29 protein-coding genes are annotated in these 25,395 nt (G+C 45.1%); 18 read left to right on the plus strand and 11 right to left on the minus strand.

Translation table 11 applies throughout. The features are described 5' to 3' along the window. The first annotated feature begins 46 nt into the window (after positions 1-46). The 8 genes from ftsB to rpoS all read left to right on the plus strand — a co-directional run bounded on the left by ftsB (position 47) and on the right by rpoS (position 5,958). Positions 47-325: a cell division protein FtsB gene (gene ftsB, locus F0231_RS10925; RefSeq protein WP_171759756.1), complete on the plus strand. Its 279-nt coding sequence runs from the start codon at positions 47-49 to the stop codon at positions 323-325. Continuing rightward, positions 326-1,033, plus strand: coding sequence for a 2-C-methyl-D-erythritol 4-phosphate cytidylyltransferase (ispD, locus tag F0231_RS10930; RefSeq protein ID WP_171759757.1), 708 nt, complete (start codon positions 326-328; stop codon positions 1,031-1,033). A gap of 3 nt (positions 1,034-1,036) precedes the next feature. After that, a complete protein-coding gene (ispF, locus tag F0231_RS10935) occupies positions 1,037-1,513 on the plus strand; it encodes a 2-C-methyl-D-erythritol 2,4-cyclodiphosphate synthase (protein ID WP_171759758.1) in 477 nt (158 codons plus the stop codon). Between the two features lie 50 nt (positions 1,514-1,563). Beyond that, positions 1,564-2,610 carry a tRNA pseudouridine(13) synthase TruD gene (truD, locus tag F0231_RS10940; protein WP_171759759.1) on the plus strand — a complete coding sequence of 349 codons (1,047 nt, stop codon included), beginning with the start codon at positions 1,564-1,566 and terminating at the stop codon, positions 2,608-2,610. After that, positions 2,607-3,365 (plus strand): 5'/3'-nucleotidase SurE, encoded by a 759-nt coding sequence (gene surE, locus F0231_RS10945; RefSeq protein WP_171759760.1) that lies wholly within the window; start codon positions 2,607-2,609, stop codon positions 3,363-3,365. The genes truD and surE overlap by 4 nt, the downstream gene beginning before the upstream one ends. Before the next feature lie 2 nt (positions 3,366-3,367). Then, positions 3,368-3,994: a protein-L-isoaspartate(D-aspartate) O-methyltransferase gene (locus tag F0231_RS10950; protein ID WP_171759761.1), complete on the plus strand. Its 627-nt coding sequence runs from the start codon at positions 3,368-3,370 to the stop codon at positions 3,992-3,994. Then, the gene (gene nlpD / locus F0231_RS10955; RefSeq protein ID WP_171759762.1) at positions 3,995-4,906 is read left to right on the plus strand and encodes a murein hydrolase activator NlpD; all 912 of its coding nucleotides are present in this window, start codon (positions 3,995-3,997) and stop codon (positions 4,904-4,906) included. It begins immediately after the preceding gene. Between the two features lie 71 nt (positions 4,907-4,977). Beyond that, positions 4,978-5,958, plus strand: a complete 981-nt coding sequence (rpoS, locus tag F0231_RS10960; RefSeq protein WP_171759763.1) for an RNA polymerase sigma factor RpoS — start codon at positions 4,978-4,980, stop codon at positions 5,956-5,958. Positions 5,959-6,069: 111 nt separating this feature from the next. Here rpoS and F0231_RS10965 read toward each other — a convergent pair whose 3' ends face one another. Together F0231_RS10965 and F0231_RS10970 are read right to left on the minus strand one after the other, a co-directional pair. Continuing rightward, on the minus strand, positions 6,070-7,344 hold the full coding sequence (locus F0231_RS10965) for an HlyC/CorC family transporter (protein ID WP_171759764.1): 1,275 nt from the start codon (positions 7,342-7,344) through the stop codon (positions 6,070-6,072). 122 nt (positions 7,345-7,466) lie between these two features. After that, positions 7,467-8,261 (minus strand): inner membrane protein YpjD, encoded by a 795-nt coding sequence (locus F0231_RS10970; RefSeq protein WP_171759765.1) that lies wholly within the window; start codon positions 8,259-8,261, stop codon positions 7,467-7,469. 209 nt (positions 8,262-8,470) lie between these two features. Here F0231_RS10970 and ffh point away from each other — a divergent pair, with 209 nt between their 5' ends. From ffh to rplS, 5 genes are all read left to right on the plus strand, one after another. Further along, positions 8,471-9,862: a signal recognition particle protein gene (gene ffh / locus F0231_RS10975; RefSeq protein ID WP_171759766.1), complete on the plus strand. Its 1,392-nt coding sequence runs from the start codon at positions 8,471-8,473 to the stop codon at positions 9,860-9,862. Between the two features lie 209 nt (positions 9,863-10,071). Then, on the plus strand, positions 10,072-10,320 hold the full coding sequence (gene rpsP, locus F0231_RS10980; protein WP_004410028.1) for a 30S ribosomal protein S16: 249 nt from the start codon (positions 10,072-10,074) through the stop codon (positions 10,318-10,320). A 25-nt stretch (positions 10,321-10,345) separates the two neighbouring features. Next, positions 10,346-10,894 carry a ribosome maturation factor RimM gene (gene rimM, locus F0231_RS10985; RefSeq protein ID WP_171759767.1) on the plus strand — a complete coding sequence of 183 codons (549 nt, stop codon included), beginning with the start codon at positions 10,346-10,348 and terminating at the stop codon, positions 10,892-10,894. Positions 10,895-10,921: 27 nt separating this feature from the next. Then, complete coding sequence (trmD, locus tag F0231_RS10990) at positions 10,922-11,665, plus strand: tRNA (guanosine(37)-N1)-methyltransferase TrmD (RefSeq protein ID WP_171759768.1); 744 nt, start codon at positions 10,922-10,924, stop codon at positions 11,663-11,665. A gap of 42 nt (positions 11,666-11,707) precedes the next feature. Next, the gene (gene rplS / locus F0231_RS10995) at positions 11,708-12,061 is read left to right on the plus strand and encodes a 50S ribosomal protein L19 (protein ID WP_005476458.1); all 354 of its coding nucleotides are present in this window, start codon (positions 11,708-11,710) and stop codon (positions 12,059-12,061) included. A gap of 141 nt (positions 12,062-12,202) precedes the next feature. On the opposite strand, the gene yacG is transcribed toward rplS, so the two are convergent. The 8 genes from yacG to nadC form a co-directional block, all read right to left on the minus strand. Then, positions 12,203-12,397 carry a DNA gyrase inhibitor YacG gene (yacG, locus tag F0231_RS11000; protein ID WP_171759769.1) on the minus strand — a complete coding sequence of 65 codons (195 nt, stop codon included), beginning with the start codon at positions 12,395-12,397 and terminating at the stop codon, positions 12,203-12,205. 59 nt (positions 12,398-12,456) lie between these two features. Further along, on the minus strand, positions 12,457-13,197 hold the full coding sequence (gene zapD, locus F0231_RS11005) for a cell division protein ZapD (protein WP_171759770.1): 741 nt from the start codon (positions 13,195-13,197) through the stop codon (positions 12,457-12,459). A 34-nt stretch (positions 13,198-13,231) separates the two neighbouring features. Next, the gene (gene coaE / locus F0231_RS11010) at positions 13,232-13,840 is read right to left on the minus strand and encodes a dephospho-CoA kinase (protein ID WP_171759771.1); all 609 of its coding nucleotides are present in this window, start codon (positions 13,838-13,840) and stop codon (positions 13,232-13,234) included. Between the two features lie 2 nt (positions 13,841-13,842). Continuing rightward, positions 13,843-14,712: an A24 family peptidase gene (locus F0231_RS11015; protein WP_171759772.1), complete on the minus strand. Its 870-nt coding sequence runs from the start codon at positions 14,710-14,712 to the stop codon at positions 13,843-13,845. A gap of 42 nt (positions 14,713-14,754) precedes the next feature. Beyond that, complete coding sequence (locus tag F0231_RS11020; RefSeq protein ID WP_171759773.1) at positions 14,755-15,981, minus strand: type II secretion system F family protein; 1,227 nt, start codon at positions 15,979-15,981, stop codon at positions 14,755-14,757. 12 nt (positions 15,982-15,993) lie between these two features. Further along, a complete protein-coding gene (pilB, locus tag F0231_RS11025; RefSeq protein WP_171759774.1) occupies positions 15,994-17,685 on the minus strand; it encodes a type IV-A pilus assembly ATPase PilB in 1,692 nt (563 codons plus the stop codon). 10 nt (positions 17,686-17,695) lie between these two features. Further along, positions 17,696-18,088: a pilin gene (locus F0231_RS11030; RefSeq protein ID WP_171759775.1), complete on the minus strand. Its 393-nt coding sequence runs from the start codon at positions 18,086-18,088 to the stop codon at positions 17,696-17,698. 237 nt (positions 18,089-18,325) lie between these two features. Further along, complete coding sequence (nadC, locus tag F0231_RS11035) at positions 18,326-19,222, minus strand: carboxylating nicotinate-nucleotide diphosphorylase (protein WP_171759776.1); 897 nt, start codon at positions 19,220-19,222, stop codon at positions 18,326-18,328. Positions 19,223-19,358: 136 nt separating this feature from the next. On the opposite strand from nadC, the gene ampD reads away from it, so the two are divergent. Further along, positions 19,359-19,904, plus strand: coding sequence for a 1,6-anhydro-N-acetylmuramyl-L-alanine amidase AmpD (gene ampD, locus F0231_RS11040; protein ID WP_171759777.1), 546 nt, complete (start codon positions 19,359-19,361; stop codon positions 19,902-19,904). 177 nt (positions 19,905-20,081) lie between these two features. On the opposite strand, the gene fldB is transcribed toward ampD, so the two are convergent. Then, positions 20,082-20,603, minus strand: a complete 522-nt coding sequence (gene fldB / locus F0231_RS11045) for a flavodoxin FldB (RefSeq protein WP_171759778.1) — start codon at positions 20,601-20,603, stop codon at positions 20,082-20,084. 163 nt (positions 20,604-20,766) lie between these two features. Between fldB and xerD the strand changes: the two genes are divergently transcribed. The 4 genes from xerD to pdhR all read left to right on the plus strand — a co-directional run bounded on the left by xerD (position 20,767) and on the right by pdhR (position 25,379). Beyond that, on the plus strand, positions 20,767-21,663 hold the full coding sequence (gene xerD / locus F0231_RS11050) for a site-specific tyrosine recombinase XerD (protein WP_171759824.1): 897 nt from the start codon (positions 20,767-20,769) through the stop codon (positions 21,661-21,663). A 41-nt stretch (positions 21,664-21,704) separates the two neighbouring features. Further along, positions 21,705-22,451: a thioredoxin fold domain-containing protein gene (locus F0231_RS11055; protein ID WP_171759779.1), complete on the plus strand. Its 747-nt coding sequence runs from the start codon at positions 21,705-21,707 to the stop codon at positions 22,449-22,451. Positions 22,452-22,490: 39 nt separating this feature from the next. Beyond that, positions 22,491-24,224 (plus strand): single-stranded-DNA-specific exonuclease RecJ, encoded by a 1,734-nt coding sequence (recJ, locus tag F0231_RS11060; protein WP_171759780.1) that lies wholly within the window; start codon positions 22,491-22,493, stop codon positions 24,222-24,224. Between the two features lie 387 nt (positions 24,225-24,611). Continuing rightward, a complete protein-coding gene (gene pdhR, locus F0231_RS11065) occupies positions 24,612-25,379 on the plus strand; it encodes a pyruvate dehydrogenase complex transcriptional repressor PdhR (protein WP_171759781.1) in 768 nt (255 codons plus the stop codon). Positions 25,380-25,395: the final 16 nt, after the last annotated feature.

The following is a 25,395-nucleotide window of genomic DNA, read 5'->3' on the forward strand; positions in this document are numbered from 1 at the left end:
TGATATATATGTGGTCTTTCTTTTTCTCTCTTCTTTGATTGATGATATGCGAATTTTTGCACTGACCTTAACCTTAGTTTTAGGCTGGCTACAATTTGAATTGTGGCTGGGTAAAAATGGGATTTCTGATTTCCAATCGGTAAATGCAGATACACAAGTTCAGCATCAAGTGAACGGCAATCTTCAGGTAAGAAATAACGAGATGTTTGCTGAGATTGACGATCTTCGCCAAGGGCTTGATGCCATTGAAGAACGTGCTAGGCATGAGCTAGGCATGATTAAAGAGGGAGAAACGTTCTATCGTATCATCGGAGAAGGCAACTAAATGCGCTCAAACTCTTTATCCTCTTTAGTTGCTGTGGTTCCTGCCGCTGGTGTTGGCAGTCGTATGAAGGCTGACAGACCAAAGCAATATCTCGACATCAATGGCCGCACTGTCCTTGAGCATACCGTTGATAAGCTGCTTAGCCACCCGAAAGTTGCGCATGTTGTTGTGGCTGTGACGGATGGTGACCCATACTTTCCCGATCTATCTATCGCTAACAGAGATGATGTTACTCGAGTTTCTGGCGGTAAAGAGCGAGCGGACTCGGTACTATCTGCATTACACTATGTAGAAGAACATCAACTTTCTGATTGGGTTATGGTTCATGATGCGGCAAGGCCTTGTGTAGACCTGGCAGATCTTGAGCGCTTGATTGAAACGGCAGAAGAGAATCAAATAGGCGGCATTTTGGCGGCGCCAGTTCGCGATACAATGAAGCGAGCAAACAGTGATCGTAATATTGATCATACCGTTGATAGGGAAGCATTGTGGCACGCACTTACTCCACAAATGTTTAAAACTCAAATGTTAACGCAAGCACTCTCCCAAGCTTTAGCGCAAGGTGTTCAAGTCACTGATGAGGCCTCCGCGATTGAGTGGATGGGCCATTCGCCAGCGCTGGTGCAAGGGCGTGCCGATAATATAAAAATTACTCAACCAGAAGATTTAGCGTTAGCTGAGTTTTATCTTAATAGAAACAAAGGATAACTCATGATTCGAATTGGTCACGGTTTTGATGTTCACAAGTTTGGCGGTGAAGGCCCCGTAATTATTGGTGGTGTAGCCGTTCCCTATGAACAAGGCCTGGTTGCTCACTCTGATGGTGATGTTGCTTTACATGCCTTATGTGATGCGCTTTTAGGCGCTATTGCGGCCGGTGATATTGGTCGTCACTTTCCTGATACTGATGACAAGTGGAAAGGGGCGAATAGCCGAGATTTGCTTTGTGATGTCTACCGACGTGTTCGCGAACAAGGTTATGTTTTAGGTAATGCAGACATTACCATTATGGCTCAGGCTCCTAAAATGGCGCCGCATATTGAAGCTATGTGTCAGACCATCGCACAAGACCTAGAAACCGACCTGGGTAACGTCAATGTGAAGGCGACGACAACAGAGCGTCTCGGCTTTACTGGCCGAAAAGAAGGCATTGCCACCGAAGCGGTTGTGCTTCTCGTTAAAAAATAATGAATTGCAGGCTGTTAGACTTTTTAAACAGCTAAGCAGTGGAAACAAGTATGAGTGATATTTTAGCGCCATTGGCTTACTTAAGTGGTAAACCAGCGGCAACAGCAAAACTGAAAGCGAAACCAGAACACTTTCAAGTGAATGAAGATTTAGGCTTTGCATTTACAGGAACTGGCGAACACCTAATGATTCGTATCCGTAAGACAGGCGAAAACACCAGCTTTGTTGCCAATGAACTGGCAAAAGCGTGCGGTGTTAAATCTAAAGACGTGAGCTGGGCTGGCTTAAAAGACCGCCACGCTGTGACAGAGCAATGGTTAAGTGTTCATTTACCAAAAGGCGAGACTCCTGACTTTTCAGCTTTCTTAGCTCAGTATCCAAGTATTGAAATCGTTGCGACGGATCGTCACAACAAGAAGCTTCGCCCAGGTGACTTAATCGGTAACGAATTTGTCGTTACGCTGTCAGAAGTATCAGATGTAGAAGATGTACTTAAACGTCTAGAGTCTGTAGCTAAAAGTGGTGTGCCAAACTATTTTGGTAGTCAACGTTTTGGTAATCAAGGTAACAACTTAGATGAAGCTCGCCGTTGGGGCCGTGAGAACGTTCGTACACGTAACCAGAATAAGCGCAGTCTCTATTTATCTGCTGCACGCTCATGGGTTTTTAATACCATTCTGTCAGACCGTATTGAAAAAGGTTTGTTCTCTCAGGCTGTAGCAGGCGACATTGTTGAGTCTAATGGTGAGCTTATTGCTGTTTCTACTGATTCATTGTCTGCAGTGAATGATGAACTATCGCAAGGTCAATCGACGTTAACAGCCGCGCTGGCGGGCGATAATGCGCTGCCAACACTAGAAGATGCGCTAGCGCTCGAACAACCTCATCTTGATGCTGAACCAGATTTGATGGCGCTTATTCGAGGTAATCGTATGCGTCATGAACGTCGTGCTATTTCGCTTATGCCACAAAAACTATCCTGGGAAGTTGAGGGTGACAATATCACGTTAACCTTCTCACTAGATGCCGGATGCTTTGCAACAGCGATTATTCGAGAGCTTATTGAAGAAGTGGAAGTGGAGCGTCAGTATTCATGAGTGATAAGCGACTCAAAGTTCTGATCAGTAATGATGATGGCGTACATGCTCAAGGCATACATGCGTTAGCGGATATTCTGCGTGACTTGGCAGACGTGACGATTGTTGCGCCGGATCGAAATCGCTCAGGAGCATCAAACTCATTGACGCTAGAGCAACCTCTTCGAGTTAATGAGATCGCACCACAGATTCATTCTGTACAAGGGACGCCGACTGACTGTGTTCACTTTGCATTGAATGAGTTAATGAAGGATGACTTACCTGATTTGGTCCTAACAGGGATCAACCATGGTGCGAACCTTGGTGATGATGTGCTCTATTCAGGTACCGTTGCTGCCGCAATGGAAGGACATTTCTTGGGGGTGCAATCTATTGCTTTCTCGTTGGTAGGCAAAAATCATTTTGAAACTGCAGCACAGATTGCTCGTCAACTTGTCACTCAGCACGCGAATGCGCCTATACCAACCAATCGACTGCTAAATGTCAATGTACCAGATCTTCCTCAATCTGAGCTAAAAGGGACTTGGGTAACACGACTTGGCGCCCGTCATCACGCTGAAGCGATGATTAAGCAGAAAGATCCCCGTGGTCATGATATTTATTGGTTAGGCCCTCCGGGCAAAGAGCAAGATGCCGGAGAAGGAACCGACTTCTATGCGATTGAACAGGGGTTTGTCTCAGTGACACCGCTGCAGGTAGACTTAACGGCACATGAGTCCATTGCGAGCATGGATAACTGGTTGAAGGATAAATAAGAATGGTTAACCCACATGCCGACAGATTAATCGACTTTCTTGTCGCGAGTGGCATTCAGGATCAAAAAGTGCTGGATGCTATCTATCGTTTGCCAAGGGAACAGTTTGTTTCTCAAGCGATGATGCACCAAGCCTATGACAACAATGCTTTGCCTATAGGGCAGGGACAGACAATTTCTCAGCCTTATATTGTTGCTAAGATGACTGAGATGTTAGAGCTTACTCGCAGCAGCAATGTGTTGGAGGTTGGAACAGGGTCTGGTTATCAGACTGCTGTTTTGGCTCAGTTGGTTGATCATGTTTACTCTATCGAGCGAATCAAAGCCCTTCAATGGGATGCTAAACGTCGCTTGAAACAACTTGATATTTATAATGTATCCACCAAACATGGTGATGGTTGGCAAGGTTGGTCTGCAAAGGGACCGTTCGATGCGATCATCGTGACGGCGGCAGCGGAATCTGTTCCTTCGGCACTGCTCGAACAGCTGAAGGATGGAGGTGTAATGATGATTCCAGTTGGGACGGATGAACAACAACTACTCAAAGTGGTCCGCAACGGCGACGAGTTTCACTCTCAGGTTATTGAACTTGTGCGCTTTGTTCCTCTTGTAGCGGGTGATCTCGCATAAATGAAGTCTAAATCTTTTCTTCTCTCTATTGTCGGGGCTTGCAGTATACTTGTTGGGTGTGCTGCTCATTCCCCTGCTCCAGTAACAGGCTTGAAGAAAGATTACAGCTCGGTTTCACGCGGGAGTTACAGAGGTAGTTACTACCAAGTTGAAAAAGGCGATACGCTGTATTTTATAGCCTATGTCACAGACAAAGATGTAAAAGAAATCATTAGTTACAATGGTTTAACCGCACCTTACACTATATATCCAGGTCAAAAACTTAAGCTATGGCGACCAGCCTATAACCCGCCAGCGTACGGTGGGGCAGGGGCTGGCGTGGCTGTGGCTGCAGTCGCAACCCCTTCAACACCAGGTTCAAATAGCTCCTCGAGTAAAAACTCTACTCAAAAGGTTACCAGTAATAACTCAAAAAACAACCAACAAACGGCGAGCAAACAACCACCAAAGAGGGTTGATCAATCAAAATCAAAGGAGTATGTTGAACCTACTGGTAAACAAAATGTTAACAAAACTGTTAGCAAGCCAACTGCCAATAACAACAAAGTTTCCAAATGGTTATGGCCGACAAAAGGGAGAGTAATTAAAAACTTTTCTGCTGGGGATCAAGGTAACAAAGGTATTGATATCGCAGGGCAGCGAGGACAATCCATTGTTTCTACAGCAGGCGGCACCGTCGTCTATTCAGGCAATGCGCTACGTGGTTACGGTAATCTCGTGATTATAAAACATAACGACAACTACCTCAGTGCATATGCTCATAATGATCGGTTGCTAGTTCGCGAAGGGCAAAGTGTCAAAGCTGGTCAAAAAATCGCAACAATGGGCAGCTCTGGAACAAGCAGTGTTCGCTTACACTTTGAAATTCGCTATCAAGGTAAGTCAGTGAATCCGAAACGCTACTTACCGTAATAATTTACTGTTAGGTAAAATAGCGACATTAGCAGTAGTAATGTCTTGCTAGCTCGCCAGGGGGAGGCGCTATGAGTATAAGCAATGCAGCAACTAAAGTAGAAGATTTCGAAATCGGTCAAGAAACGGTTCAAACTTTTACTACCAAAACCAACACCAAATCCACTCAAACTGAAGAAGCCAAAGAAGAGTTCGATGCATCAACGAAAAGCCTTGATGCGACACAACTGTATTTAGGTGAAATTGGTTTTTCTCCACTTCTTACCGCAGAAGAAGAAGTTCTTTATGCTCGTCGAGCACTACGTGGCGATGAAGCTGCACGTAAACGAATGATCGAAAGTAACCTGCGACTAGTGGTGAAAATCTCACGCCGTTATAGTAATCGTGGACTTGCCTTGCTTGACCTCATTGAAGAAGGCAATCTGGGTTTAATTCGCGCAGTAGAGAAGTTCGATCCAGAACGTGGCTTTAGATTTTCAACTTACGCCACTTGGTGGATCCGACAAACGATTGAACGTGCTCTGATGAACCAAACACGTACTATCCGTTTACCGATTCATGTCGTTAAAGAGCTCAATATTTACTTACGTACAGCCCGTGAGCTTTCGCAGAAACTCGACCATGAGCCAACGGCCGAAGAGATCGCCACTCAGTTAGACAAACCCGTTGATGACGTGAGCAAAATGCTTCGTCTTAATGAGCGTATCAGCTCTGTCGATACACCTATCGGCGGCGACGGTGAAAAAGCGCTGTTAGATATTATTCCAGATATCAACAACTCAGATCCTGAAGTCTCGACTCAAGATGACGACATCAAGGACTCTTTAATTCATTGGCTTGATGAGCTAAATCCGAAACAAAAAGAGGTGCTTGCACGTCGCTTCGGTTTACTGGGTTATGAGCCTTCGACGCTTGAAGAAGTTGGACGTGAAATCAACCTCACTCGTGAGCGAGTACGCCAAATCCAAGTAGAAGGACTACGACGTCTGCGAGAAATCTTGATTAAACAGGGACTGAATATGGAGAACCTGTTTGCAGTGACTGAAGATTAATATGTCGGTCTGAATAGTGAAAAGCCTTGGAACTTCCAAGGCTTTTTTGATCCTTACTGCTTGGGGCAGTGGATTTGGCGTAATTAAGTTAAAACGCCATGGCACATATTTCTATGTTTCTACATTGATAAGTGGAAACACTTTGACGAGCTTAATTCGATTCTCTTCTAACTCCACGATTTCCATCGGGTGGCCTGAGACTTGAACACTTAGGTGACTTTCAGGGATATCTTCTAGGTGCTCTAAGATAAGGCCATTTAGCGTTCTAGGGCCATCTGTAGGTAGCTTCCACTTTAAGCCTTTGTTGATGTCTCGTATGTTGGCACTTCCTTCTATTAAGAAGCTGCCATCACCTTGAGGGGTGATCTCATCAGATAAACTTGGTGCAATTGATGTAGTAAATTCACCAACGATCTCCTCAAGAATATCCTCAAGAGTCACTAGACCGATGATATCGCCATATTCATCTACGATGAGTCCAATACGCTCTTTATTGCGTTGGAATTTCAGTAATTGGACGTTAAGTGGTGTACTTTCCGGAATGAAGTAGACTTCATCAGCTGCTCGAAGCAGGGTTTCTTTTGTGAACTCGTTTTTCTCTAGCATCAATCGATAAGATTCACGCAAACGAAGCATACCAACCACTTCATCAATCTGATCTCGATACAGTACTACTCGCCCATGCGGAGAGTGGGTTAGCTGTCTGACAATTGATTTCCAATCATCATTGATGTCGATACCAGTAATCTCATTGCGTGGCACCATGATGTCATTAACAGTCACGTGCTCAAGGTCGAGAATCGAAATCAACATATCTTGGTGACGTCGGGGAATAAGGCTACCCGCTTCGTTTACGACGGTACGCAACTCCTCTGAGCTGAGGTGATCATCGCCACCGTGGTTAGCTTTAATACCAAGCAGTCGAATAAAGCCGTTAGTGATGAAGTTGACCAATATGACCAATGGTGAAAGCAGCTTCATCAAAATGGTTAGAACAATACTGCTCGCGTAAGAGACACGTTCAGGGTATAGGGATGCGAGAGTCTTTGGGGTCACTTCAGCAAACACGAGGACGACCATGGTGAGTGCACCGGTTGCAATCGCGACACCTAGATCACCATATAGACGCATGCCTAAAATGGTGGCAATAGCAGAAGCGAGAATATTGACGAGGTTGTTGCCGATAAGAATCAAACCGATGAGACGGTCAGGACGGTCGAGAAGTTTCTCTACACGTTTTGCGCCTTTGTGGCCATTGTTTGCAAGGTGTTTTAGGCGGTAGCGGTTCAAAGACATCATCCCTGTCTCGGAACCTGAAAAATAGCCTGAAATAACGATAAGACACGCGAGTAGCGCAAATAAGATACCCGTTGATATGTCGTCCAAAGCTTCTCTTTTCCTTGTTATGTTTGGTTAATTTATGACCTAAAATGTTTGTTAAGTCAATTTCAAATAGAGAATTGAATATTGTAAAAGAAAGGTGCAACCGTTGCACCTTTCCAATTCAATTAGTTAAGAATGATTTCACGCACAAAGCGACTGCCAAAGTAGGCAAGAGTAAGAAGGGTGGCGCCGGCAACAGCAAACCAAGTGACTTTTCTACCGCGCCAGCCTTTTTGATAGTGGCCCCACAACAGAACGGAGTATACGACCCAAGCAATGAAAGAAAGGATGCCTTTATGGGCCTTTCCTTGTGCAAACATATCTTGGACAAACACAAATCCTGTCAGCAGCGTGCCCGTCAGTAAAACATTACCAATCAAGATAATATTGAATAATTGGCGCTCGACCATAAGTAGCGGCGGTAAATTTGGGTTAATTGCTAGGGCTTGCTTGGTCTTTAGCTTGTGGTCAAGCCAAGCCAATTGCAGTGCATAAAGTGCGCCAATCGTCAGTGTTGAGTATGAGAACAACGCCAGTGATATGTGTATCAGGAGTTTAGGGTCTTGCTCTAAGTGCGTAATGAAAGTGCTTGGTAGGAAGGCAGCACCGATTAGGTTAATCGCAGCAAAGCTGTAAACCACAGGAAGTAAGAACCATAGTCGCGTCTTGAGCATTGCACCGCTCATCACCAGCGAAATAATAAAGCTGATTAAGGAAGCGACATTCAAAATGCTCAGGTTTTGTCCCGAGCTACCCAAGATAAGGTCACTGAGCAACCAAGCATGAAACGCCAATGCGAGAAACGCACTAGCCATTACGGTTTTTACCCGAATCCCTGTCTGGTGAACGAGTCCCGGCACTATGGTTGCAATCGCTAATGAATAGAGTATTGCGGCAGCAACAGCAATTAAGTTGTCCATTATTCTCTATGAGCTGGTGGATTTTTAACAAATTATACCCTGCATCAACGGCTTGAGCTATGACTTATCTCCTTCATTTGTCGAGTGTGAGATATCAAAAGTCATTAAGGCAGTGTCAAGCTGTGGGTGGCTAAGGTATACTCATAGTAATTTTTCGCCAAAATTGAAGGGCGAGCCTACTTGCAAACCATCTAGGTAAAGAGACAAAGATGTTTGAGAATTTAACGGATCGATTATCCAAAACGCTGAAAAATATCAGCGGTAAGGGTCGACTGACCGAAGATAATATTAAAGAGACGTTGCGTGAAGTGCGTATGGCACTTCTAGAAGCTGACGTAGCGCTACCTGTTGTACGTGAATTTATTAAGCGTATTAAAGAGAGTGCGGTAGGTGTAGAGGTATCAAAATCTCTAACGCCTGGACAAGAATTTATTAAGATCGTTCAGACTGAGCTTGAAGCGGTGATGGGGGAATCAAACGAAGCCCTTAACTTAGCTGCTCAGCCGCCAGCGGTTGTTTTAATGGCAGGTCTACAAGGTGCGGGTAAAACCACATCGGTAGGTAAACTGTCAAAACTACTCAAAGAGCGCGAGAAGAAGAAAGTCTTAGTGGTTTCTGCCGACGTTTACCGTCCTGCAGCAATTAAACAGCTAGAGACCTTGGCTTCTGATGTGGGCGTTGATTTCTTCCCATCTTCTGCTGACCAAAAGCCGCTTGATATCGCTAATGCGGCGATTGACCATGCGAAGAAGAAATTCTACGACGTGCTGCTTGTCGATACCGCTGGTCGTTTAGCGGTTGACGAAGAGATGATGGCGGAAATTCAAGAGCTTCATACTGCGATTAACCCTGTCGAAACGTTATTCGTTGTTGATGCTATGACGGGTCAAGATGCGGCAAACACAGCAAAAGCGTTTGGTGATGCTCTGCCATTAACGGGTGTAGTACTGACCAAAGTCGATGGTGATGCTCGTGGTGGTGCTGCGCTGTCTGTTCGCCATATCACAGGTAAGCCGATTAAGTTCTTAGGTGTGGGTGAAAAGACTGACGCTCTAGAACCATTCCATCCAGATCGTGTCGCTTCACGTATTCTTGGTATGGGTGACGTTCTGTCGCTGATTGAAGACCTACAGCGCAACGTTGACCAAGACCAAGCAGAGAAGCTAGCGAAGAAGTTCAAAGAGAAGAAAGGTTTTGACCTTGAAGACTTCCGTGAACAGCTTGGCCAAATGCAAAACATGGGCGGCATGATGGGTATGATGGATAAGCTACCTGGCATGAGCAACTTACCGGACAACGTGAAAGACAAAGTTGACGATAAGATGTTCAAGCAGATGGAAGCAATCATCAACTCTATGACGATGAAAGAGCGTCAAAGACCTGAATTGATTAAAGGTTCACGCAAAAAGCGTATTGCCGCAGGTTCTGGCACTCAGGTGCAAGACGTTAACCGTCTACTAAAACAATTCACCCAGATGCAGAAGATGATGAAGAAGATGCAGAAGGGCGGAATGAAAGGCATGATGCGCAACATGCAAGGCATGATGGGCGGCATGGGTGGAATGGGCGGAGGCGGTGGTTTCAATCCGTTTGGCCGATAATTTCCCCACAGCGATAAAAATTTCAAGGTGTTAGCTACGTCACAAACTTAGTATTCATTTTATGTTGGTGAAAAAGTAGCTAAATCCCTTGCATTGATTCGGAATAAGAGTAAAATTCCGGAGCTTTATTTTGGCACGAGCCCCAAAGTTGTTTAGCGATAAACGATTTCTGGGGTTAATTTTATTTTTGAGAAAGCAAAGAGGACGACATGGTAACCATTCGTTTGGCACGTCACGGCGCTAAGAAGCGTCCATTTTATCAAATCGTAGTAGCGGACAGCCGCAATGCAGCAACTGGCCGTTTCATCGAGAAAGTTGGTTTCTTTAACCCAACTGCTCAAGGTCAAGAAGAAGGTCTACGTCTAGACCTAGATCGCGTTAACCACTGGGTTGGTCAAGGCGCATCTCTATCTGACCGCGTAGCTAAGCTAGTTAAAGACGCTCAAAAAGCGGCTTAATTCTTAAAGAAGAAGAAATTAGCTTATGTCGATGAAAGGTAATGAAACAATGAGCGAAGACAAGATTGTTGTAGGCAAGTTCGGTGCTTCTTACGGCATTCGTGGTTGGCTTAAGGTTTTATCCTACACAGACAATGCTGAAAGCATATTTGATTACGCGCCTTGGTTTATTAATCAGGGCGGTCAGTGGGTTGAATACAAAGTAGAAAGCTGGAAGCGCCATAACAAAGGTTTGGTGGTAAAGCTTGAAGGTCTTGACGTGCGCGAAGATGCGCAGTTAATGACTAACTTTGAGATTTCGATTGACCCTGCGGTATTGCCAGAATTGCCATCAGATGAATTCTATTGGCGTGATTTGATTGGAATGCAGGTAGTAACCGACAAAGGTTACGATCTAGGTACTGTCTCTGACATGCTAGAAACTGGCTCCAACGATGTTTTGGTAATTAAAGCAAATCTAAAAGATGCTTTCGGGCAAAAGGAACGATTAATTCCGTTCCTTGAAGAGCAAGTGATCAAGAATATTGATCGTGAAGCTCAACGGATCGAAGTTGACTGGGATCCTGGATTCTAAACTCCAAATATTCAGAGCGAGATAAACATGTGGGTTGGCGTAATAAGCCTATTTCCTGAAATGTTCCGTTCTGTTACCGATTTTGGAGTAACAGGTCAAGCGGTTAAAAAAGGTCTTTTATCGATTGAGACTTGGAATCCTCGAGATTTCACTCACGATAAACATCGGACTGTAGATGACAGACCTTATGGTGGTGGCCCTGGTATGTTGATGATGGTACAGCCTTTGCGCGATGCTATTCATACAGCAAAACAAGCCTCACCAGGTAAGACGAAAGTGATTTACCTCTCTCCTCAAGGTCGAAAACTTGACCAAAAGGGAGTAGAAGAGCTGGCAACAAACGAGAATTTACTTCTAATTTGTGGCCGCTACGAAGGGGTAGATGAGCGCATTATTCAATCTGAAGTTGACGAAGAATGGTCAATTGGAGATTTTGTAATGACGGGGGGAGAGATCCCAGCCATGACGTTAATTGACTCTGTCTCTCGGTTTGTTCCGGGGGTACTCGGTGATTTTGCGTCGGCAGAAGAAGACTCTTTTGCCAATGGCTTGCTAGATTGCCCTCACTACACGCGCCCTGAGGTGTTAGACGGTAAAGAGATACCTGCGGTACTCAAGTCTGGCAACCACAAGGACATTCGTCTCTGGCGACTAAAGCAGTCGTTGGGCCGTACTTGGCTAAGAAGACCAGAACTCCTGGAAAACCTAGCTCTGACTGACGAACAGGAACAATTACTGGCCGAGTTCATCAAAGAAAATCGAGCTAAGTAACCTATTAAATTTAGTATCAGTTTATTCTAGGAATTTATTAAAATGAGTAACATCATCAAGGCTCTTGAAGAAGAGCAGCTAAAATCAGACCTACCTAAATTCGCACCAGGTGACACTGTTGTAGTTCAAGTTAAGGTAAAAGAAGGTGACCGTGAGCGTCTACAGGCTTTTGAAGGCGTTGTAATCGCAATCCGTAACCGTGGTCTACACTCTGCTTTCACTGTACGTAAGATCTCTAACGGTGAAGGTGTTGAGCGTACGTTCCAAACACACTCTCCAATCGTTGATAGCATCGAAGTTAAACGCCGTGGTGCAGTACGTCGTGCCAAGTTGTACTACCTACGTGAGCGTTCTGGTAAGTCAGCTCGTATTAAAGAGAAACTTGCTAAGAAGTAATGCTATAACTAGCGTTCTCATAGTATTAGCGGAGGCCAATTGGCCTCCGCTTTTTTATTTTCGGCAAGAAAAAAGCCGATGTTCTCACATCAGCTTCTTTAGTTTTACTCGTATCTCGCAGCGTAGCACTTGCGATTCTTACTAGTACTGGTCTTCAGACCACCCATCGGCGTCAGACATATCAGGTGCGCCAGGGATGCTATTCTCTTCATCAGCCCACTCACCAAAATCGATCATTTGGCACTGCTTACTGCAAAACGGGCGGAAAGGGCTTTGCTCACCCCAAGGGACATCTTGGCCACATTGTGGGCATGGCACAATGGTAATTTTCGACATGGACATTCTCTAAGTTATTCGTGGTATCTAGAAGATATTATACAGGTAATAAGAGGAGATTAGCTGCAAACAGCCAGTTTAAAGTCGATATCTTCAACTGACGCCTGGCCTGATTTGAAGTCGATAAACTTAATCGCAAAACGGTTCTTATGGCCAGATATCATTGGGTATACGCCATGAGCAGTCGATAGTTCAAGGCGTAAGATATTCGCTTCATCGGCATCACTCTGGTAAAAGCCTGATTTAGCTTCAATGGAGCGAAAGTGTCCTGTCTCACGAGTCAACTTGAGCCATAGCGACAATGCACTTGAAAGGGGAGCGAGTGAACTAAGCCAATGTTTTGCATCAGCTTGTTTCTTCTCTAGAGGAAGATGCAACCAGTGGTGGAGTGCAGGTAAGTCAAAACAACATGAACCACCTGGTAAGTTAAAACGCTGGCGAATCGCACTTAAAAAGCGATCTTCTTTTAAGCTTTGACCAAAACGTTCAGCGCTCATCAAGCTGCTGTGCGTTGCATCAACCTCTGACAGTACAGTGGTTAGCATTTGTTGGTCTACGCCTTCGACATTTTGCCAAGAACGGTAGGCTAGGCGTTGTTTCTCTATATCTTTAGCGAGTTCACTTTTGAGTTGGATCTGTTCAAAGATCTCAACCAAATCGAAAAGAGAGCGGTAAAAGATTAAGTGCTGCATTTGGTCACTAAACTGCGCCGCTAAATTTAGCTGATTGAGTAGCGCTTCTACTCGCAGATAAATTCGGGTCTTCTCATTTAGTGGATGTTCGAAATAATGGGTTGTCATCAATACGCAGCTCTATGTTCTTCTTTCTCTATTCTCACCGATTTGCACTACAAATTTCTAGGAACTTTTGGTGCAATTCTGTGATTTGCGGCAAAAGTTTCTCGTTTATTGCATTATTTTTAATCACATAGTCGGCAATCGCGAGCCTTTGCTCTCGAGTTGCTTGTGAGGCAAGAATGGCTTCTACTTGAGATTGATTGACCTTGTCTCTCGCAACGGTCCTTTGTAGTTGGGTTTCTTTATCAACATCAACGACTAGGACCTTATCTGCTAAGGATTGAAGGTCGTTCTCCACCATCAGTGGAATCACCAAAAGAGCGTAAGCCGACTGAACATCATCAAGTTGCTTTAGCATTTCACGTCGAATCATTGGGTGGAGTAGGTTGTTGAGCCACTCCTTTTGCTCTGGTTGACTGAAGATAATATCACGCAGCTTAGAGCGGTTTAAGTTGCCTAAGTCATCAAGGATCTGCTCACCGAAACGGTTTGTGATGGCGTTAATCCCATCAGTGCCTGGCTCGACAACTTCTCTTGCTACGATGTCAGCATCGACGACCTCAATGCCAAACTCTTGCTGAAAGAGATTAGCAACCGTTGTTTTGCCACTCGCTATGCCACCTGTAAGGCCAATAACCAACGCCATAATTAGATTCCTAAGAAGTTACGAAAGTACCAATCAATGATCTGTTCTCCCCACATCAGACTGATCCAGCCGGCGATCGCAAGGTAAGGACCAAACGGAAATGCTTTATCGATGCCTTGTTGCCTTAATCTTAGCTGAATCAAGCCAAATACAAGACCAACCAAAGAAGAAAGGAGAATGATCATAGGTAGATACTGCCAGCCAAGCCAAGCCCCAAGAGCGGCAAGCAGTTTGAAATCACCATAGCCCATGCCCTCTTTACCTGTTGCAAGCTTGAATGCCCAGTAAACAACCCAAAGAGCTAAGTAGCCTGCCATAGCGCCGATAACCGCATCTTGTAATGAGATTGAGCTAATGCCAAGTAGTGCTAACGCAATACCTGCCCAAGTGAGTGGCAAGGTGAGTTGATCGGGCAGCATCATGGTATCCAAATCGATAAACGTAGCGGCGATAAGGACGAAAGTGAAGAATATTAGGGCTATCGTAAAGTAACTAAACCCAAATTGAGTGGCGAGCATAAACGCCATAACGCCAGTCAGTAGTTCGACTAGAGGGTAACGTGGGCTAATTTTATTGCTGCACTTATGGCACTTGCCACGAAGAAATACCCAACTAAGAACAGGAATATTATCAATAATACGAATTTTACTGTCGCATTTTGGGCAAGTTGACGCTGGAACGCTGAGGTTGTAAACCCCCTCTGGCATAGGAATTTTGTGCTCCGGAAAGCTTTCAGAGCACTCTTTTTGCCACTCTCGCTCCATCATAATAGGAAGACGGTGGATCACAACATTCAGAAAGCTGCCAATGATTAAACCAAAAACGGCGGCTAAGGTAGGGAATAGCCAAGGGTAGTAGTAAAAAATTTCCATAGAGTACAGCTTGTGTGATGCCAGAGACGTTAGCCAACTATACTATCCTAAGACACTCATTAAGTTAAAGATTGGTAGATACATTGCAACAACAAGACCGCCGACAACGATACCAAGAAAGATAATTATCAAGGGTTCGAGCACTTTTCCTAAATTGTCGACGGTATTATCAATTTCGAATTCGTAAATGGTTGCTACCTTGTTGAGCATGTCATCTAAACGACCGGATTCCTCGCCTATCATCACCATTTGTAACACCATCTCAGGGAAGCACTCTGCATTGCGCATCGCAATATAAATGGGCATACCTGCTGCGGTATCTTTGTAGACCTGCTCAATAGCCGCTTGGTAGTGGACATTGTTGGCGGTTTTCGCCGACGTTTTCAAACTGTTTAAAATAGGGATACCTGCGCTAAAGCTGGTCGCGAGAGTTCGGCTAAATTTGGCGATGGAAGCTTTGGTTATGACCATGCCGATGATCGGGACTTTGAGTCCTAGTCGGCTTGACGCGAGTCGAGCACGAAACGACTTTTTACGTGCAATTTTGAGTGCGATGATAAGAACGAAAAGAGCAACGAAGGTGATTAAGCTGTAGCTTTGGGTGAAGTAGGACAACTTGAGCACTTGTTGTGTAAACCAAGGTAAGTCAGACCCAAAGCCTTTAAACATGGATTCAAATTGCGGGATGACAAAGGTGAGCATTAAGTAAGAAACTGATAGCGCCGTTAGCACGACCATGCTCGGGTAGATGAGTGCTTTGATCACTTTAGATCTCAGTTGTTCTGATTTCTCTCGATAGGTGGCGATGCGTTCGAAGACTTCAGGTAGGTTACCAGCCTGTTCTCCAGTGGCAACAAGGTCGACATAAAGTGAATCAAAGTGGGGGCTCGCTGTGCGCATCGCCTTTGAAATTGGAGTTCCGGATTCGACGCCTTTGGATATCTGCGCCAGTATCGATTTCATCTCTGCTTTGCGGTGATTGTCTGCCACTAACTTGAGTGCTTGGATGATTGGCACTCCTGTCGCAAGCATAGTCGCCAGTTGGCGGGTTAATATCGTGACGTCTCTTGCTTTGATACGCTGAGATAGTCGGGTAAACGCGGAGACACTTCTCTTTTTCAGCTTCTTAATTTGAATATGTTGCTCTTTGAGTTTGTCTCTGACCTCTGTTTCACTCAATGCGAGCAACTGACCAGTAACAAACTTTCCGGAGTTATTAACGCCTTTCCAGCGGTAGTTTTTAAGCTGTGTTTGGTGAGCTCTTTTCATCTAAACTCCAGTTTATAAGTAGAGCACACGTTGAAGCTCTTGGTAACTTGTAATCCCAGCAATAAGCTTTTCGACTCCAGACTCTTTTAATGTCTGCATACCATTACTCTTTGCGATGTGTTCTATCGTTTGCACGCTTGCACCATCGTTAACAGCTTGAGCGAGCTCGCTATTGAAACTCATTACTTCATAGATGCCTGTTCGACCTGAGTAACCTTTGGTGCATTCGCTGCAACCTTCTGGATTAGCGGCGTAGACGGTTGTGCTTGAAGGTAATTTAAGTGCCTGTTGCTGTGAGATTGTGAGAAAGTGTGGTTGCTTACAGTGTGCGCAAAGCTTTCTTGCTAGACGCTGTGCAATAATCAGACTAAGCGATGAGGCAACATTAAAGGCTTCGATGCCCATGTTGCTTAATCGAACCACACTCTCTGCCGCAGAGTTAGTATGTAAAGTGGATAGGACTAAATGACCTGTCTGTGCGGCTTTTACAGCGATTTCAGCTGTTTCTAGATCGCGAATCTCACCAACCATCACGACATCTGGATCTTGACGAAGAAAGGCTCTCAGCGCATGAGCGAAACCAAAATCAATTTGAGGCTGTACTTGTACTTGGTTGATCCCAGGTAAGTTGATTTCGACTGGATCTTCTGCCGTTGCGATGTTGATTTCTGATGTATTTAGGATCTTTAAGCCTGTATAGAGTGAGACTGTCTTGCCACTGCCTGTAGGGCCTGTCATTAAGATCATACCTTGCGGCTTTTTAAGTGCATTGAGATAAAGCTGTTTCTGTTGTTCACTGTATCCGAGCACGTCAATGTTCAAACTAGCGGCATTGCTGTCTAAGATCCTGAGGACGACTTTTTCTCCCCAAAGAGTGGGTAGGGTCGAAACTCGCATATCAATGGCAGTATCTTGGCTGAGTTTGAGTTTAATTCGCCCATCTTGTGGTAACCGTCTTTCTGCAATATCGAGCTTGGCGAGGATCTTCAGGCGAGCCGATAAGCGACGGCTAAGGTGGTGAGTGGGTTGCTGTGTTTCAACTAAGATCCCATCACAGCGAAGTCTGACACGATAGGACTCTTCATAAGGTTCAAAGTGGATGTCTGAAGCTCCCTTACGCACCGCATCAAGTAAAATCTGATTGATAAAACGGCTAACGGGAGCGTCATCTTGGCTTAGGTCTTCAACCGCTATAATCTCATCGTCGGAGACTTTGACTAAAGAAGCGAGTTCTTGGTCATTTAACTCTCTATTAGCTGACTGACCTTCACCGATAATGGCTTTGCCGTAAAGGCGACGTATCGCTCCTTGAAGCTGTTTAAAATCAGCCAGTACCAGCTCTATCTGTTTTCCCGTTGCAAAGCGGAATTCATCTTCCACCTCTAAATTCGTCGGGTCTGAAACGGCAATGGTCAATAGCTGGTTGGTTTCGCTAAGAGGTAGAGCATGAAAACGGGTGATGAGTTCTCTTAATCCTAATTGTTGGCAAAGAGGAGCATAATCAAAATGAGTGAGGTTGGTTTCAGGAAGGCCAAAGATGTTAGACAGTTGCTCAGTGAGCTCGTAAGAGTTTAACAACCCTAATGCTAAAATAGCTTCAGGCACACACTGGCCTGAAGCTTGGATATGTTGCATTAAATTGACCTCTTGTTCTCCATCGATCAAATTAGCCTGACGGAGAATTGAGGGAAGGTTGGAAAGCATTTGATTACAACTAACAACCAGTAATATTGACGGCGCCACTTAATGAGTGCGTACAACCCCAAACACCATCAGTAGTTCTGCTAAGGGTTAAGGTTGCTCCACTCGCGGCCCCTTCATCAATCGCGGCAACTATAGTACCTGCTGAGCCTGAAGCGGTTAAAGTTAGTGTACCTATACCAAAAGCAGACGATATCGCAGGGAATGACCCTTCTGTCGCGATATTGTCTTCTACATTCGTTTTCAAAGCAGTGGCAGACGCAAGTGCTGAGCCTATTGCACCTTTTTGGACATAGTTTTGATACTGAGGTACGGCAATTGCTGCTAGAACCCCTATGACAGCCACGACAATCATCAATTCGATTAGGGTAAAGCCACCTTGCTTACGACGTTGTTTTGTTTGCATTATTTCTCTCCGTAGATGAAATGCTAAAAAGTACAGAGAGGATAGTGGGCTTAGTGTTTGGCGGGTAACGGTCGCGAGGTGCTTTCCGAGTAGGGTAAGAAAAGTTGGTAATCTCTTTCATTGGGTGCACACACTCATTCGAGTGAGCGCAAAGTTTCAAATATTATGTCTTACAATTAATACAAAAATAGAGGCACTATGGCCTCTATTTACTGTCTGAAAAATAAGACAATTATTCTATTTGGTTTGTTTAAAGCGCATTGATAAATCCATCGCTTTTAGATGCTTAGTCAGCGCGCCTACAGAGATGTAATCTACGCCGGTTTCAGCGTATTCGCGCAATGTCTCTAACGTAACATTACCTGAGTTCTCTAGAGCTGCGCGGCCAGCGTTGATCTTCACTGCTTCACGCATCATATCCGTGCTGAAGTTGTCTAGCATGATGATATCTGCACCGGCTTCAATCGCTTCTTTTAGCTCTTCAAGGCTCTCTGTCTCTACTTCAACTGGCTTACCTGGGTTTAGCTCTTTGGCTGTTTTGATTGTTTGAGCAATACCACCATTAGCGATAATGTGGTTTTCCTTAATTAGGTAAGCATCAAACACGCCGATACGATGGTTAAAGCCACCACCACACGCGACTGCGTACTTTAGTGCGCTACGCAGGCCTGGAATGGTTTTGCGAGTATCCAGAAGGCGACATTCAGTGCCTTCAAGTTCTGCCGCGTATTTTGCGGTGATTGTTGCACAGCCAGAAAGCGTTTGGATGAAGTTCATTGCGTTACGCTCGCCTGTTAATAGCGCGCGCGCAGGGCCTGAAAGTGTACAAAGCACTTGGTTTGGTTCGACTTTATCGCCGTCTTCTACATTCCACTTGATCGCCACTTCGCCACCAAGTTGTTTGAATACTTCGTCAGCCCAAGCTTTTCCGCAGAAAACGCCATGCTCACGAGTGATTAGCGTAGCTTCGTTATGAGCGTCGGCAGGAATGAGACTTGCGGTGATGTCTGCTTGTAGATCAAGTGTCCCGCCTAAGTCTTCTTTAATCGTGTCGGCAACAGTGCGAGCGATTTCCAAAGGCAGTTGCTGTTTCAAATATTCGAGACGTTCTTGGCTGTTGTGTGTGTGTTTCATCGCAAATCTAATAGGCAGTGGAATAAAAAAGAGATGGGCATGATACGACGAATCAGGACGAAATTCAGCCATTAATCTCGCATTTCATTACCAAAGGGATAAAATCACAATTGATTAGGATAAAAAGAGCTGAAAAATGATTGATAACCAAGGCTGGTATAGCGCAGCAAGGCATGTCCCTTCCCCGTTTTATGACCAAAGAACCGACGAGAAAGATATCTCGCTTTTAGTGGTACACAATATCAGTCTTCCTCCTGGCCAGTTTGGTGGCCCTTATATCGAACAGTTTTTCACGGGCAATTTGGATCCTAACGATCACCCGTTTTTTAAAGTGATTCATAAAATGGGGGTATCGGCACATTGCTTGATTCGCCGAGATGGTGAAGTCGTTCAGTTTGTCCCTTTTAACGCTAGAGCATGGCATGCAGGCGTGTCGAGCTTTGCAGGGCGGGAAAAATGTAATGACTATTCGATTGGTATTGAGCTAGAAGGGAGTGATTTTGTTGCCTATACCGACGAGCAATATGCAGCACTGATGGATCTTACCAAGTTGCTACAACAGCGTTTTCCGCTCATTACCTTGCCAAGAATCACTGGGCATCAATACATTGCGCCGCTGCGAAAAACGGATCCGGGGTTGGTGTTTGATTGGGCACGATTTAGAAGTGGGTTACGAAATTGATTTGGCAATAAACAGAGTCGTGGTCATTCCATAGAGTGACGAAGGAGCGAGTAGGGAATCTCATCTGGTTCTCGGGTAGCTTTAAGAGATTCTCAACTCTCTCGTACCTCGCTCTCGAGGATGACCAAAATACAAAGGGTTGAAGCAAAGCGCCAACCCTCTGAAATTTTCTCGCTTCTAAAGCGTCTCTTGATACTCAACGAGAACTTGCTCAACCCAAGTGGCGATACGTTCGTCGCTTAGCTCATATTGAGAATCTTCATCCAGTGCGAGGCCAACAAATTGACTGTTATCTTCAGTCAGCGCTTTTGACGCCTCAAACTCGTAGCTGTCATCGTTTGGCCAGTAGCCGATGATATTAGCGCCAGTCGCTTTGAGCTCATCATGCAACATGCCCATCGCATCTAGGTACCATTCACCATAGCCTTCTTGGTCACCAAGGCCGTACAAAGCAACGGTTTTGCCCTTTAAGTCGATGTCACTAACTTGGTCCCATAACTCATTCCAATCTTCCTGGATCTCGCCGAAGTCCCAAGTGGAAATGCCTAAGATAAGAAGATCATAATCAGTCATTAAAGAGAGCGGGGACTCTTTCACATTGTGGATATCAACTAACTCTTCACCGATGATGGCACGAATCTTCTCTGCCGCCATTTCGGTGTAACAGGTGGTTGAGCCATAAAAGAGACCAATTTTCATAGTATGCATTTCTAGTGTTGGAATGGATGGTGAATTCTAACCACAAAATGGCGAGCTTTGCAGCGAATATCCGTTGTGAGGATGAATTTTTATGGCTTTATTGCCGTCAGACACTTACATTTGAGCGCATAACGAAAATAAGAGGTGTGCTGTGTCAGAACAAATGTCACCCGACCAAGGCATTGTCGAACAGTTTTTGGATGCGATGTGGATGGAGCGAGGGTTGTCAGAAAACACCTTGGCTTCTTATCGCACAGACTTAGTCAAACTGCTGCAATGGATGTCTGCGAACAACTACAAGTTGGATTTTATTAGCCTGTCAGGCTTACAAGAGTATCAAGCGTGGCTGGTGGATGAAGGTTACAAACAGACGTCACGGGCGAGAATGCTTTCGGCTATTCGTCGCTTGTTCCAATATCTGCATCGTGAAAAAGTGCGTGCCGATGACCCGAGTGCTTTGCTGGTGAGCCCTAAACTGCCGAAGCGATTGCCAAAAGATCTCAGTGAAGAGCAGGTCGATGCCTTGCTTGACGCTCCAGATCCTAACGATCCAATGGAGCTGAGAGATAAAGCGATGTTGGAACTGCTTTACGCGACTGGGCTGCGTGTGACGGAGCTAGTGAGCCTAACGATGGAAAACGTCAGTCTTCGTCAAGGCGTGGTGCGTGTTACAGGTAAAGGTGGCAAAGAACGCTTAGTGCCAATGGGTGAAAATGCCGTCGATTGGATTGAAACTTTTTTGCAGCAAGGGCGGTCTGAGTTACTTGGGGAAAAAACCTCTGATGTGGTTTTTCCAAGTAAACGAGCAAGACAAATGACCCGCCAAACCTTTTGGCATCGTATCAAGCATTATGCAGTGCTGGCAGGGATTGATACCGAGCTGTTATCGCCCCATGTATTACGACACGCTTTTGCGACGCACTTACTGAATTATGGTGCGGATTTACGTGTGGTACAGATGCTTTTGGGCCATAGTGACTTGTCGACAACACAAATTTATACTCATGTAGCAACCGAACGACTCAAACAGCTACACAGTGAGCATCACCCAAGAGCATAACGAATCTTGGCTATAACCCAATTTTGATTAAGGTGAACTCAATGCGCGTATTACGCCGAATGACTCTACTTACACTACCATTAATGCTTGCCGCACAATCAGTATCAGCAGCGGAAGTGAAATTTGATAAAGCTCAGCTAGAAGAACGCTTTGCTAAGCTAGGCCTTGAAGTGAATGGCGTTGCCCCTGCGGATATTGAAGGCCTAATTGAAGTTCAGACCAGTGGCGGTATTTTATTTGCTTCTCCAGATGGTGAATACTTCTTAGCGGGTACCTTGTATAAGCTTGATGAAAATGGTCAGTACGAAGACGTGCTGGCAAAACGTCAAGCGCCTATCAATGCTGCGAAGATTGAATCATTTAAAGACAGCATGATTGAATTCAAAGCAAAAGACGAGAAGTACGTTATCTCTGTCTTCACTGATATCACGTGTGGTTATTGTGTTCGTCTGCATAGTCAGATGAAAGATTACAATGATTTAGGCATTACTGTTCGCTACCTAGCATATCCTCGCCAAGGTGCAGCAGGTGATGTGGCTGATCAAATGGCCGCAATTTGGGGAGCTGAAGATCCTCAAAGCGCGATGCACAGCGGTAAGATTAAACGTGAGTTCCCTGAAAAATCAGAAGACTTTACGAAGTACCAACAGATCATCAAAGAGCACTACGCATTGGGTCGTGAGCTTGGTATCAGTGGTACACCAGCGATATTCTTACCCAATGGTGAGATGGTGGGTGGCTACCTTCCTCCTGAGCAATTAATGCAACGTCTTCAGCAAACTCAATAATTCGGAATAGAGCCTCATCACGAGGCTCTTAAATTTTTTATGATAGAAATTCAACGCAGACCAGAAGTTGACTTGGCTCTGTTACCAGAGTCGATTGCCCCTCTACTTCGACGTATCTACATTGCTCGTGGAATCAAGAGTACCGAGCAGCTAGAGACGACAGCACGAGCGCTTCACTCCTACCAAAAATTGCACGGCATTGACGCGGCGGTGGACTTGCTGTTTCAAGCTATTCAACAAAATAAACGTATCATCATTGTTGGCGACTTTGATGCTGATGGTGCGACCAGCTCGGCTCTTTCGGTATTGGCGTTAAGAATGCTAGGTTCGAGTAACGTAGATTACTTGGTACCAAACCGTTTTGAAGATGGATACGGGCTCAGTCCTGACGTCGTCGATCAAGCGATTGATATAGGTGCTGAGATAATCATGACGGTAGATAACGGTGTTTCCTCAATTGAGGGAGTTCGTTATGCCAAAGAGAAAGGTCTGCAAGTTCTAGTCACTGACCACCACCTGCCAGGACATGAACTACCCAACGTTGATGCGATGGTGAACCCGAATCTCCAAGAGTGTGCCTTCCCATCGAAAGCGCTGGCTGGGGTTGGCGTGGCTTTCTATCTAATGATGGCACTGTGCGTTCACATGCGAAAAACGGGTTGGTTTGCCCAGCAAGGTGTCGTGGAGCCAAAGCTGATGGAGCTGATAGACTTGGTGGCTTTGGGTACTGTCGCTGATGTTGTTCCATTGGACGAAAACAACCGTATTTTGGTGCACCAAGGCCTGCAAAGAATCCGCGCAGGTAAAGCTCGCCCAGGTATACAGGCTCTGATCGAAGTCGCGAAGCGTGATGCTAGACGCCTAGTTGCTTCTGACTTTGGTTTTGCACTCGGCCCACGTATCAATGCCGCCGGGCGTTTAGATGATATGTCATTTGGCGTTGAGCTACTGCTCAGCAGCAACATTCATGCTGCGCGTCGTATGGCGAGCGAATTGGATGGTTTAAACCAAACGCGTAAAGAGATAGAAGAGGGAATGAAGCAAGAGGCGATGGCCATTTGTGAGCGCCTTCAGTTTGGTGAAAACATGCCCCATGGTTTGGTGCTCTTCCAGCGCGATTGGCATCAAGGCGTCATCGGGATATTGGCCTCGCGTATTAAAGAAAAATTTCATAGACCAGTGATAGCGTTTGCCGATGGTGGTGAAGGTTCAATTAAAGGCTCTTGCCGTTCGATTCCGGGTCTTCATATGCGAGATGTACTTGACCGAATTGATACTCAAAATCCGGGACTAATCGTTAAATTCGGTGGTCATGCGATGGCTGCAGGTTTAACCATCATGGAGAGTAACTTTGAACGTTTCTCGAAACTCTTCGATCAAGCTGTTAAAGAGGACTTAGACGAAGCGGCATTAAAAGGCGTGATTCTGTCCGATGGCGAATTAAAGCCTGAAGAGTTTTCGATGCATACCGCAGAGATGCTAAGAGCGGGTGGACCATGGGGGCAAGCCTTCCCTGAACCTCTTTTTGATGGAGAGTTCAAGGTGCTTCATCAGAAGCTTGTGGGCGAAAAGCATTTGAAGTTGATGCTGGAACCACTGCATAAAGGTCACCCAACCAATATCATGATTGATGGGATTGCCTTTAATGTCGATTTACGTCGTTGGCCTGATGCATCAGCTAAGACGGTTCACTTAGCCTATAAACTTGATATTAATGAATTTCGTGGCAATCAGTCACTGCAATTGATGATTGATAATATTGAGGCTAGATAGTCACTAAACTCGAGTCATTCCATAGAATGATGAAGGAGCGAGTAGGGAATCTCTAAGATTTTCTACTTGCTTTAAGAGATCTCCCCAACCCGTTCGAACATCTCGTTTTTCTTCTCATTCCCTAACAAATTGTCATATCCCTTTAAAACTCCCCAATTAAAGTGTGATGGCTAGCACGTTCCATCCCCATCTGTTTATAAGTTGTAATTGGTCAGACCAATTTGATTGCTGTTTTAATCAGCTATTGTTATCAAAGTGTTGATGCGTGGCTTGTTCTATGATTTGGGTCAATTTTTGACTGGAACTTGCGTTTTAATTATGTTAATTTTCCCGCCAACTTAAAATTGGTAATACCAATTGACTGCAAAGAGTAGAAGAACAACAAATATGGCTTATCAAAGGATTCGTCAGCCAAAACTTTCTGATGTCATTGAACAAGAGTTAGAAAGGCTGATAGTGGAAGGAACATTGTCTCCGGGGCAACAGCTGCCGCCAGAGCGTGAACTGGCTAAACAGTTCGATGTTTCTCGTCCATCAATCCGTGAGGCAATTCAACGCCTTGAAGCTAAGCGTCTTCTTACTCGTCGTCAGGGTGGTGGCACATTCGTTAGTGAGAATATCTGGACCAGTTTTTCAGATCCTCTGCTAAATTTATTGTCTAGCCATTCTGAGACACAGTTGGATTTACTAGAAACGCGTCATGCGATGGAAGGTATTTCTGCTTATTTTGCAGCGGTTCGTGGTACCGAGGAAGACTTTGAGCGAATTCAGGCTTGCCTGACAAGCATCAGTGAAGAGCAAGTGAATAAGAATGTTGAGGCAGAGGCAGCCGCAGTTATGCAGTTTCTGATTGCGTTAACCGAAGCGGCTCACAATGTTGTGCTTCTTCATATTGTTCGTAGCTTAGCGCCACTGCTTGAGCAAAATGTCTTACAGAATTTAAAGCTCTTACATCGCCGCGACGAAGTGGTCGAAAAAGTAAGTAAACACCGAGCTAACATTGTGGATGCGATAGTTTCAGGTCAGCCAGAACAGGCGCGTGAAATGTGTCACTCACACTTAGCTTATATTGAAGAGACATTGTTGGATTTGACTCGTGAGGAATCTCGTCGAGAGCGTTCTTTACGTCGAATTCAACAAGGTAACGACTCTTAAAGTCGTTGCGTAAATA

Source organism: Vibrio sp. RE86 (assembly GCF_013114545.1).
Taxonomy (GTDB): domain Bacteria; phylum Pseudomonadota; class Gammaproteobacteria; order Enterobacterales; family Vibrionaceae; genus Vibrio.

Excerpts from the sequence above, each read along its gene's own strand:
- F0231_RS11020 (WP_171759773.1), bottom strand. The coding sequence starts at position 15,981 with ATGAAAAGAGCTCACCAAACACAGCTTAAAAACTACCGCTGGAAAGGC.
- nlpD (WP_171759762.1), top strand. The coding sequence starts at position 3,995 with ATGAAGTCTAAATCTTTTCTTCTCTCTATTGTCGGGGCTTGCAGTATA.
- coaE (WP_171759771.1), bottom strand. The coding sequence starts at position 13,840 with ATGGCGTTGGTTATTGGCCTTACAGGTGGCATAGCGAGTGGCAAAACA.
- F0231_RS11030 (WP_171759775.1), bottom strand. The coding sequence starts at position 18,088 with ATGCAAACAAAACAACGTCGTAAGCAAGGTGGCTTTACCCTAATCGAA.
- ftsB (WP_171759756.1), top strand. The coding sequence starts at position 47 with ATGCGAATTTTTGCACTGACCTTAACCTTAGTTTTAGGCTGGCTACAA.
- F0231_RS10950 (WP_171759761.1), top strand. The coding sequence starts at position 3,368 with ATGGTTAACCCACATGCCGACAGATTAATCGACTTTCTTGTCGCGAGT.
- nadC (WP_171759776.1), bottom strand. The coding sequence starts at position 19,222 with ATGAAACACACACACAACAGCCAAGAACGTCTCGAATATTTGAAACAG.
- ispD (WP_171759757.1), top strand. The coding sequence starts at position 326 with ATGCGCTCAAACTCTTTATCCTCTTTAGTTGCTGTGGTTCCTGCCGCT.
- rpoS (WP_171759763.1), top strand. The coding sequence starts at position 4,978 with ATGAGTATAAGCAATGCAGCAACTAAAGTAGAAGATTTCGAAATCGGT.
- ispF (WP_171759758.1), top strand. The coding sequence starts at position 1,037 with ATGATTCGAATTGGTCACGGTTTTGATGTTCACAAGTTTGGCGGTGAA.
- yacG (WP_171759769.1), bottom strand. The coding sequence starts at position 12,397 with ATGTCGAAAATTACCATTGTGCCATGCCCACAATGTGGCCAAGATGTC.
- F0231_RS11055 (WP_171759779.1), top strand. The coding sequence starts at position 21,705 with ATGCGCGTATTACGCCGAATGACTCTACTTACACTACCATTAATGCTT.
- ffh (WP_171759766.1), top strand. The coding sequence starts at position 8,471 with ATGTTTGAGAATTTAACGGATCGATTATCCAAAACGCTGAAAAATATC.
- F0231_RS11015 (WP_171759772.1), bottom strand. The coding sequence starts at position 14,712 with ATGGAAATTTTTTACTACTACCCTTGGCTATTCCCTACCTTAGCCGCC.
- zapD (WP_171759770.1), bottom strand. The coding sequence starts at position 13,197 with ATGACAACCCATTATTTCGAACATCCACTAAATGAGAAGACCCGAATT.
- surE (WP_171759760.1), top strand. The coding sequence starts at position 2,607 with ATGAGTGATAAGCGACTCAAAGTTCTGATCAGTAATGATGATGGCGTA.
- trmD (WP_171759768.1), top strand. The coding sequence starts at position 10,922 with ATGTGGGTTGGCGTAATAAGCCTATTTCCTGAAATGTTCCGTTCTGTT.
- rpsP (WP_004410028.1), top strand. The coding sequence starts at position 10,072 with ATGGTAACCATTCGTTTGGCACGTCACGGCGCTAAGAAGCGTCCATTT.
- xerD (WP_171759824.1), top strand. The coding sequence starts at position 20,767 with ATGTCACCCGACCAAGGCATTGTCGAACAGTTTTTGGATGCGATGTGG.
- F0231_RS10970 (WP_171759765.1), bottom strand. The coding sequence starts at position 8,261 with ATGGACAACTTAATTGCTGTTGCTGCCGCAATACTCTATTCATTAGCG.
- rplS (WP_005476458.1), top strand. The coding sequence starts at position 11,708 with ATGAGTAACATCATCAAGGCTCTTGAAGAAGAGCAGCTAAAATCAGAC.
- recJ (WP_171759780.1), top strand. The coding sequence starts at position 22,491 with ATGATAGAAATTCAACGCAGACCAGAAGTTGACTTGGCTCTGTTACCA.
- pdhR (WP_171759781.1), top strand. The coding sequence starts at position 24,612 with ATGGCTTATCAAAGGATTCGTCAGCCAAAACTTTCTGATGTCATTGAA.
- pilB (WP_171759774.1), bottom strand. The coding sequence starts at position 17,685 with ATGCTTTCCAACCTTCCCTCAATTCTCCGTCAGGCTAATTTGATCGAT.
- fldB (WP_171759778.1), bottom strand. The coding sequence starts at position 20,603 with ATGAAAATTGGTCTCTTTTATGGCTCAACCACCTGTTACACCGAAATG.
- rimM (WP_171759767.1), top strand. The coding sequence starts at position 10,346 with ATGTCGATGAAAGGTAATGAAACAATGAGCGAAGACAAGATTGTTGTA.
- ampD (WP_171759777.1), top strand. The coding sequence starts at position 19,359 with ATGATTGATAACCAAGGCTGGTATAGCGCAGCAAGGCATGTCCCTTCC.
- truD (WP_171759759.1), top strand. The coding sequence starts at position 1,564 with ATGAGTGATATTTTAGCGCCATTGGCTTACTTAAGTGGTAAACCAGCG.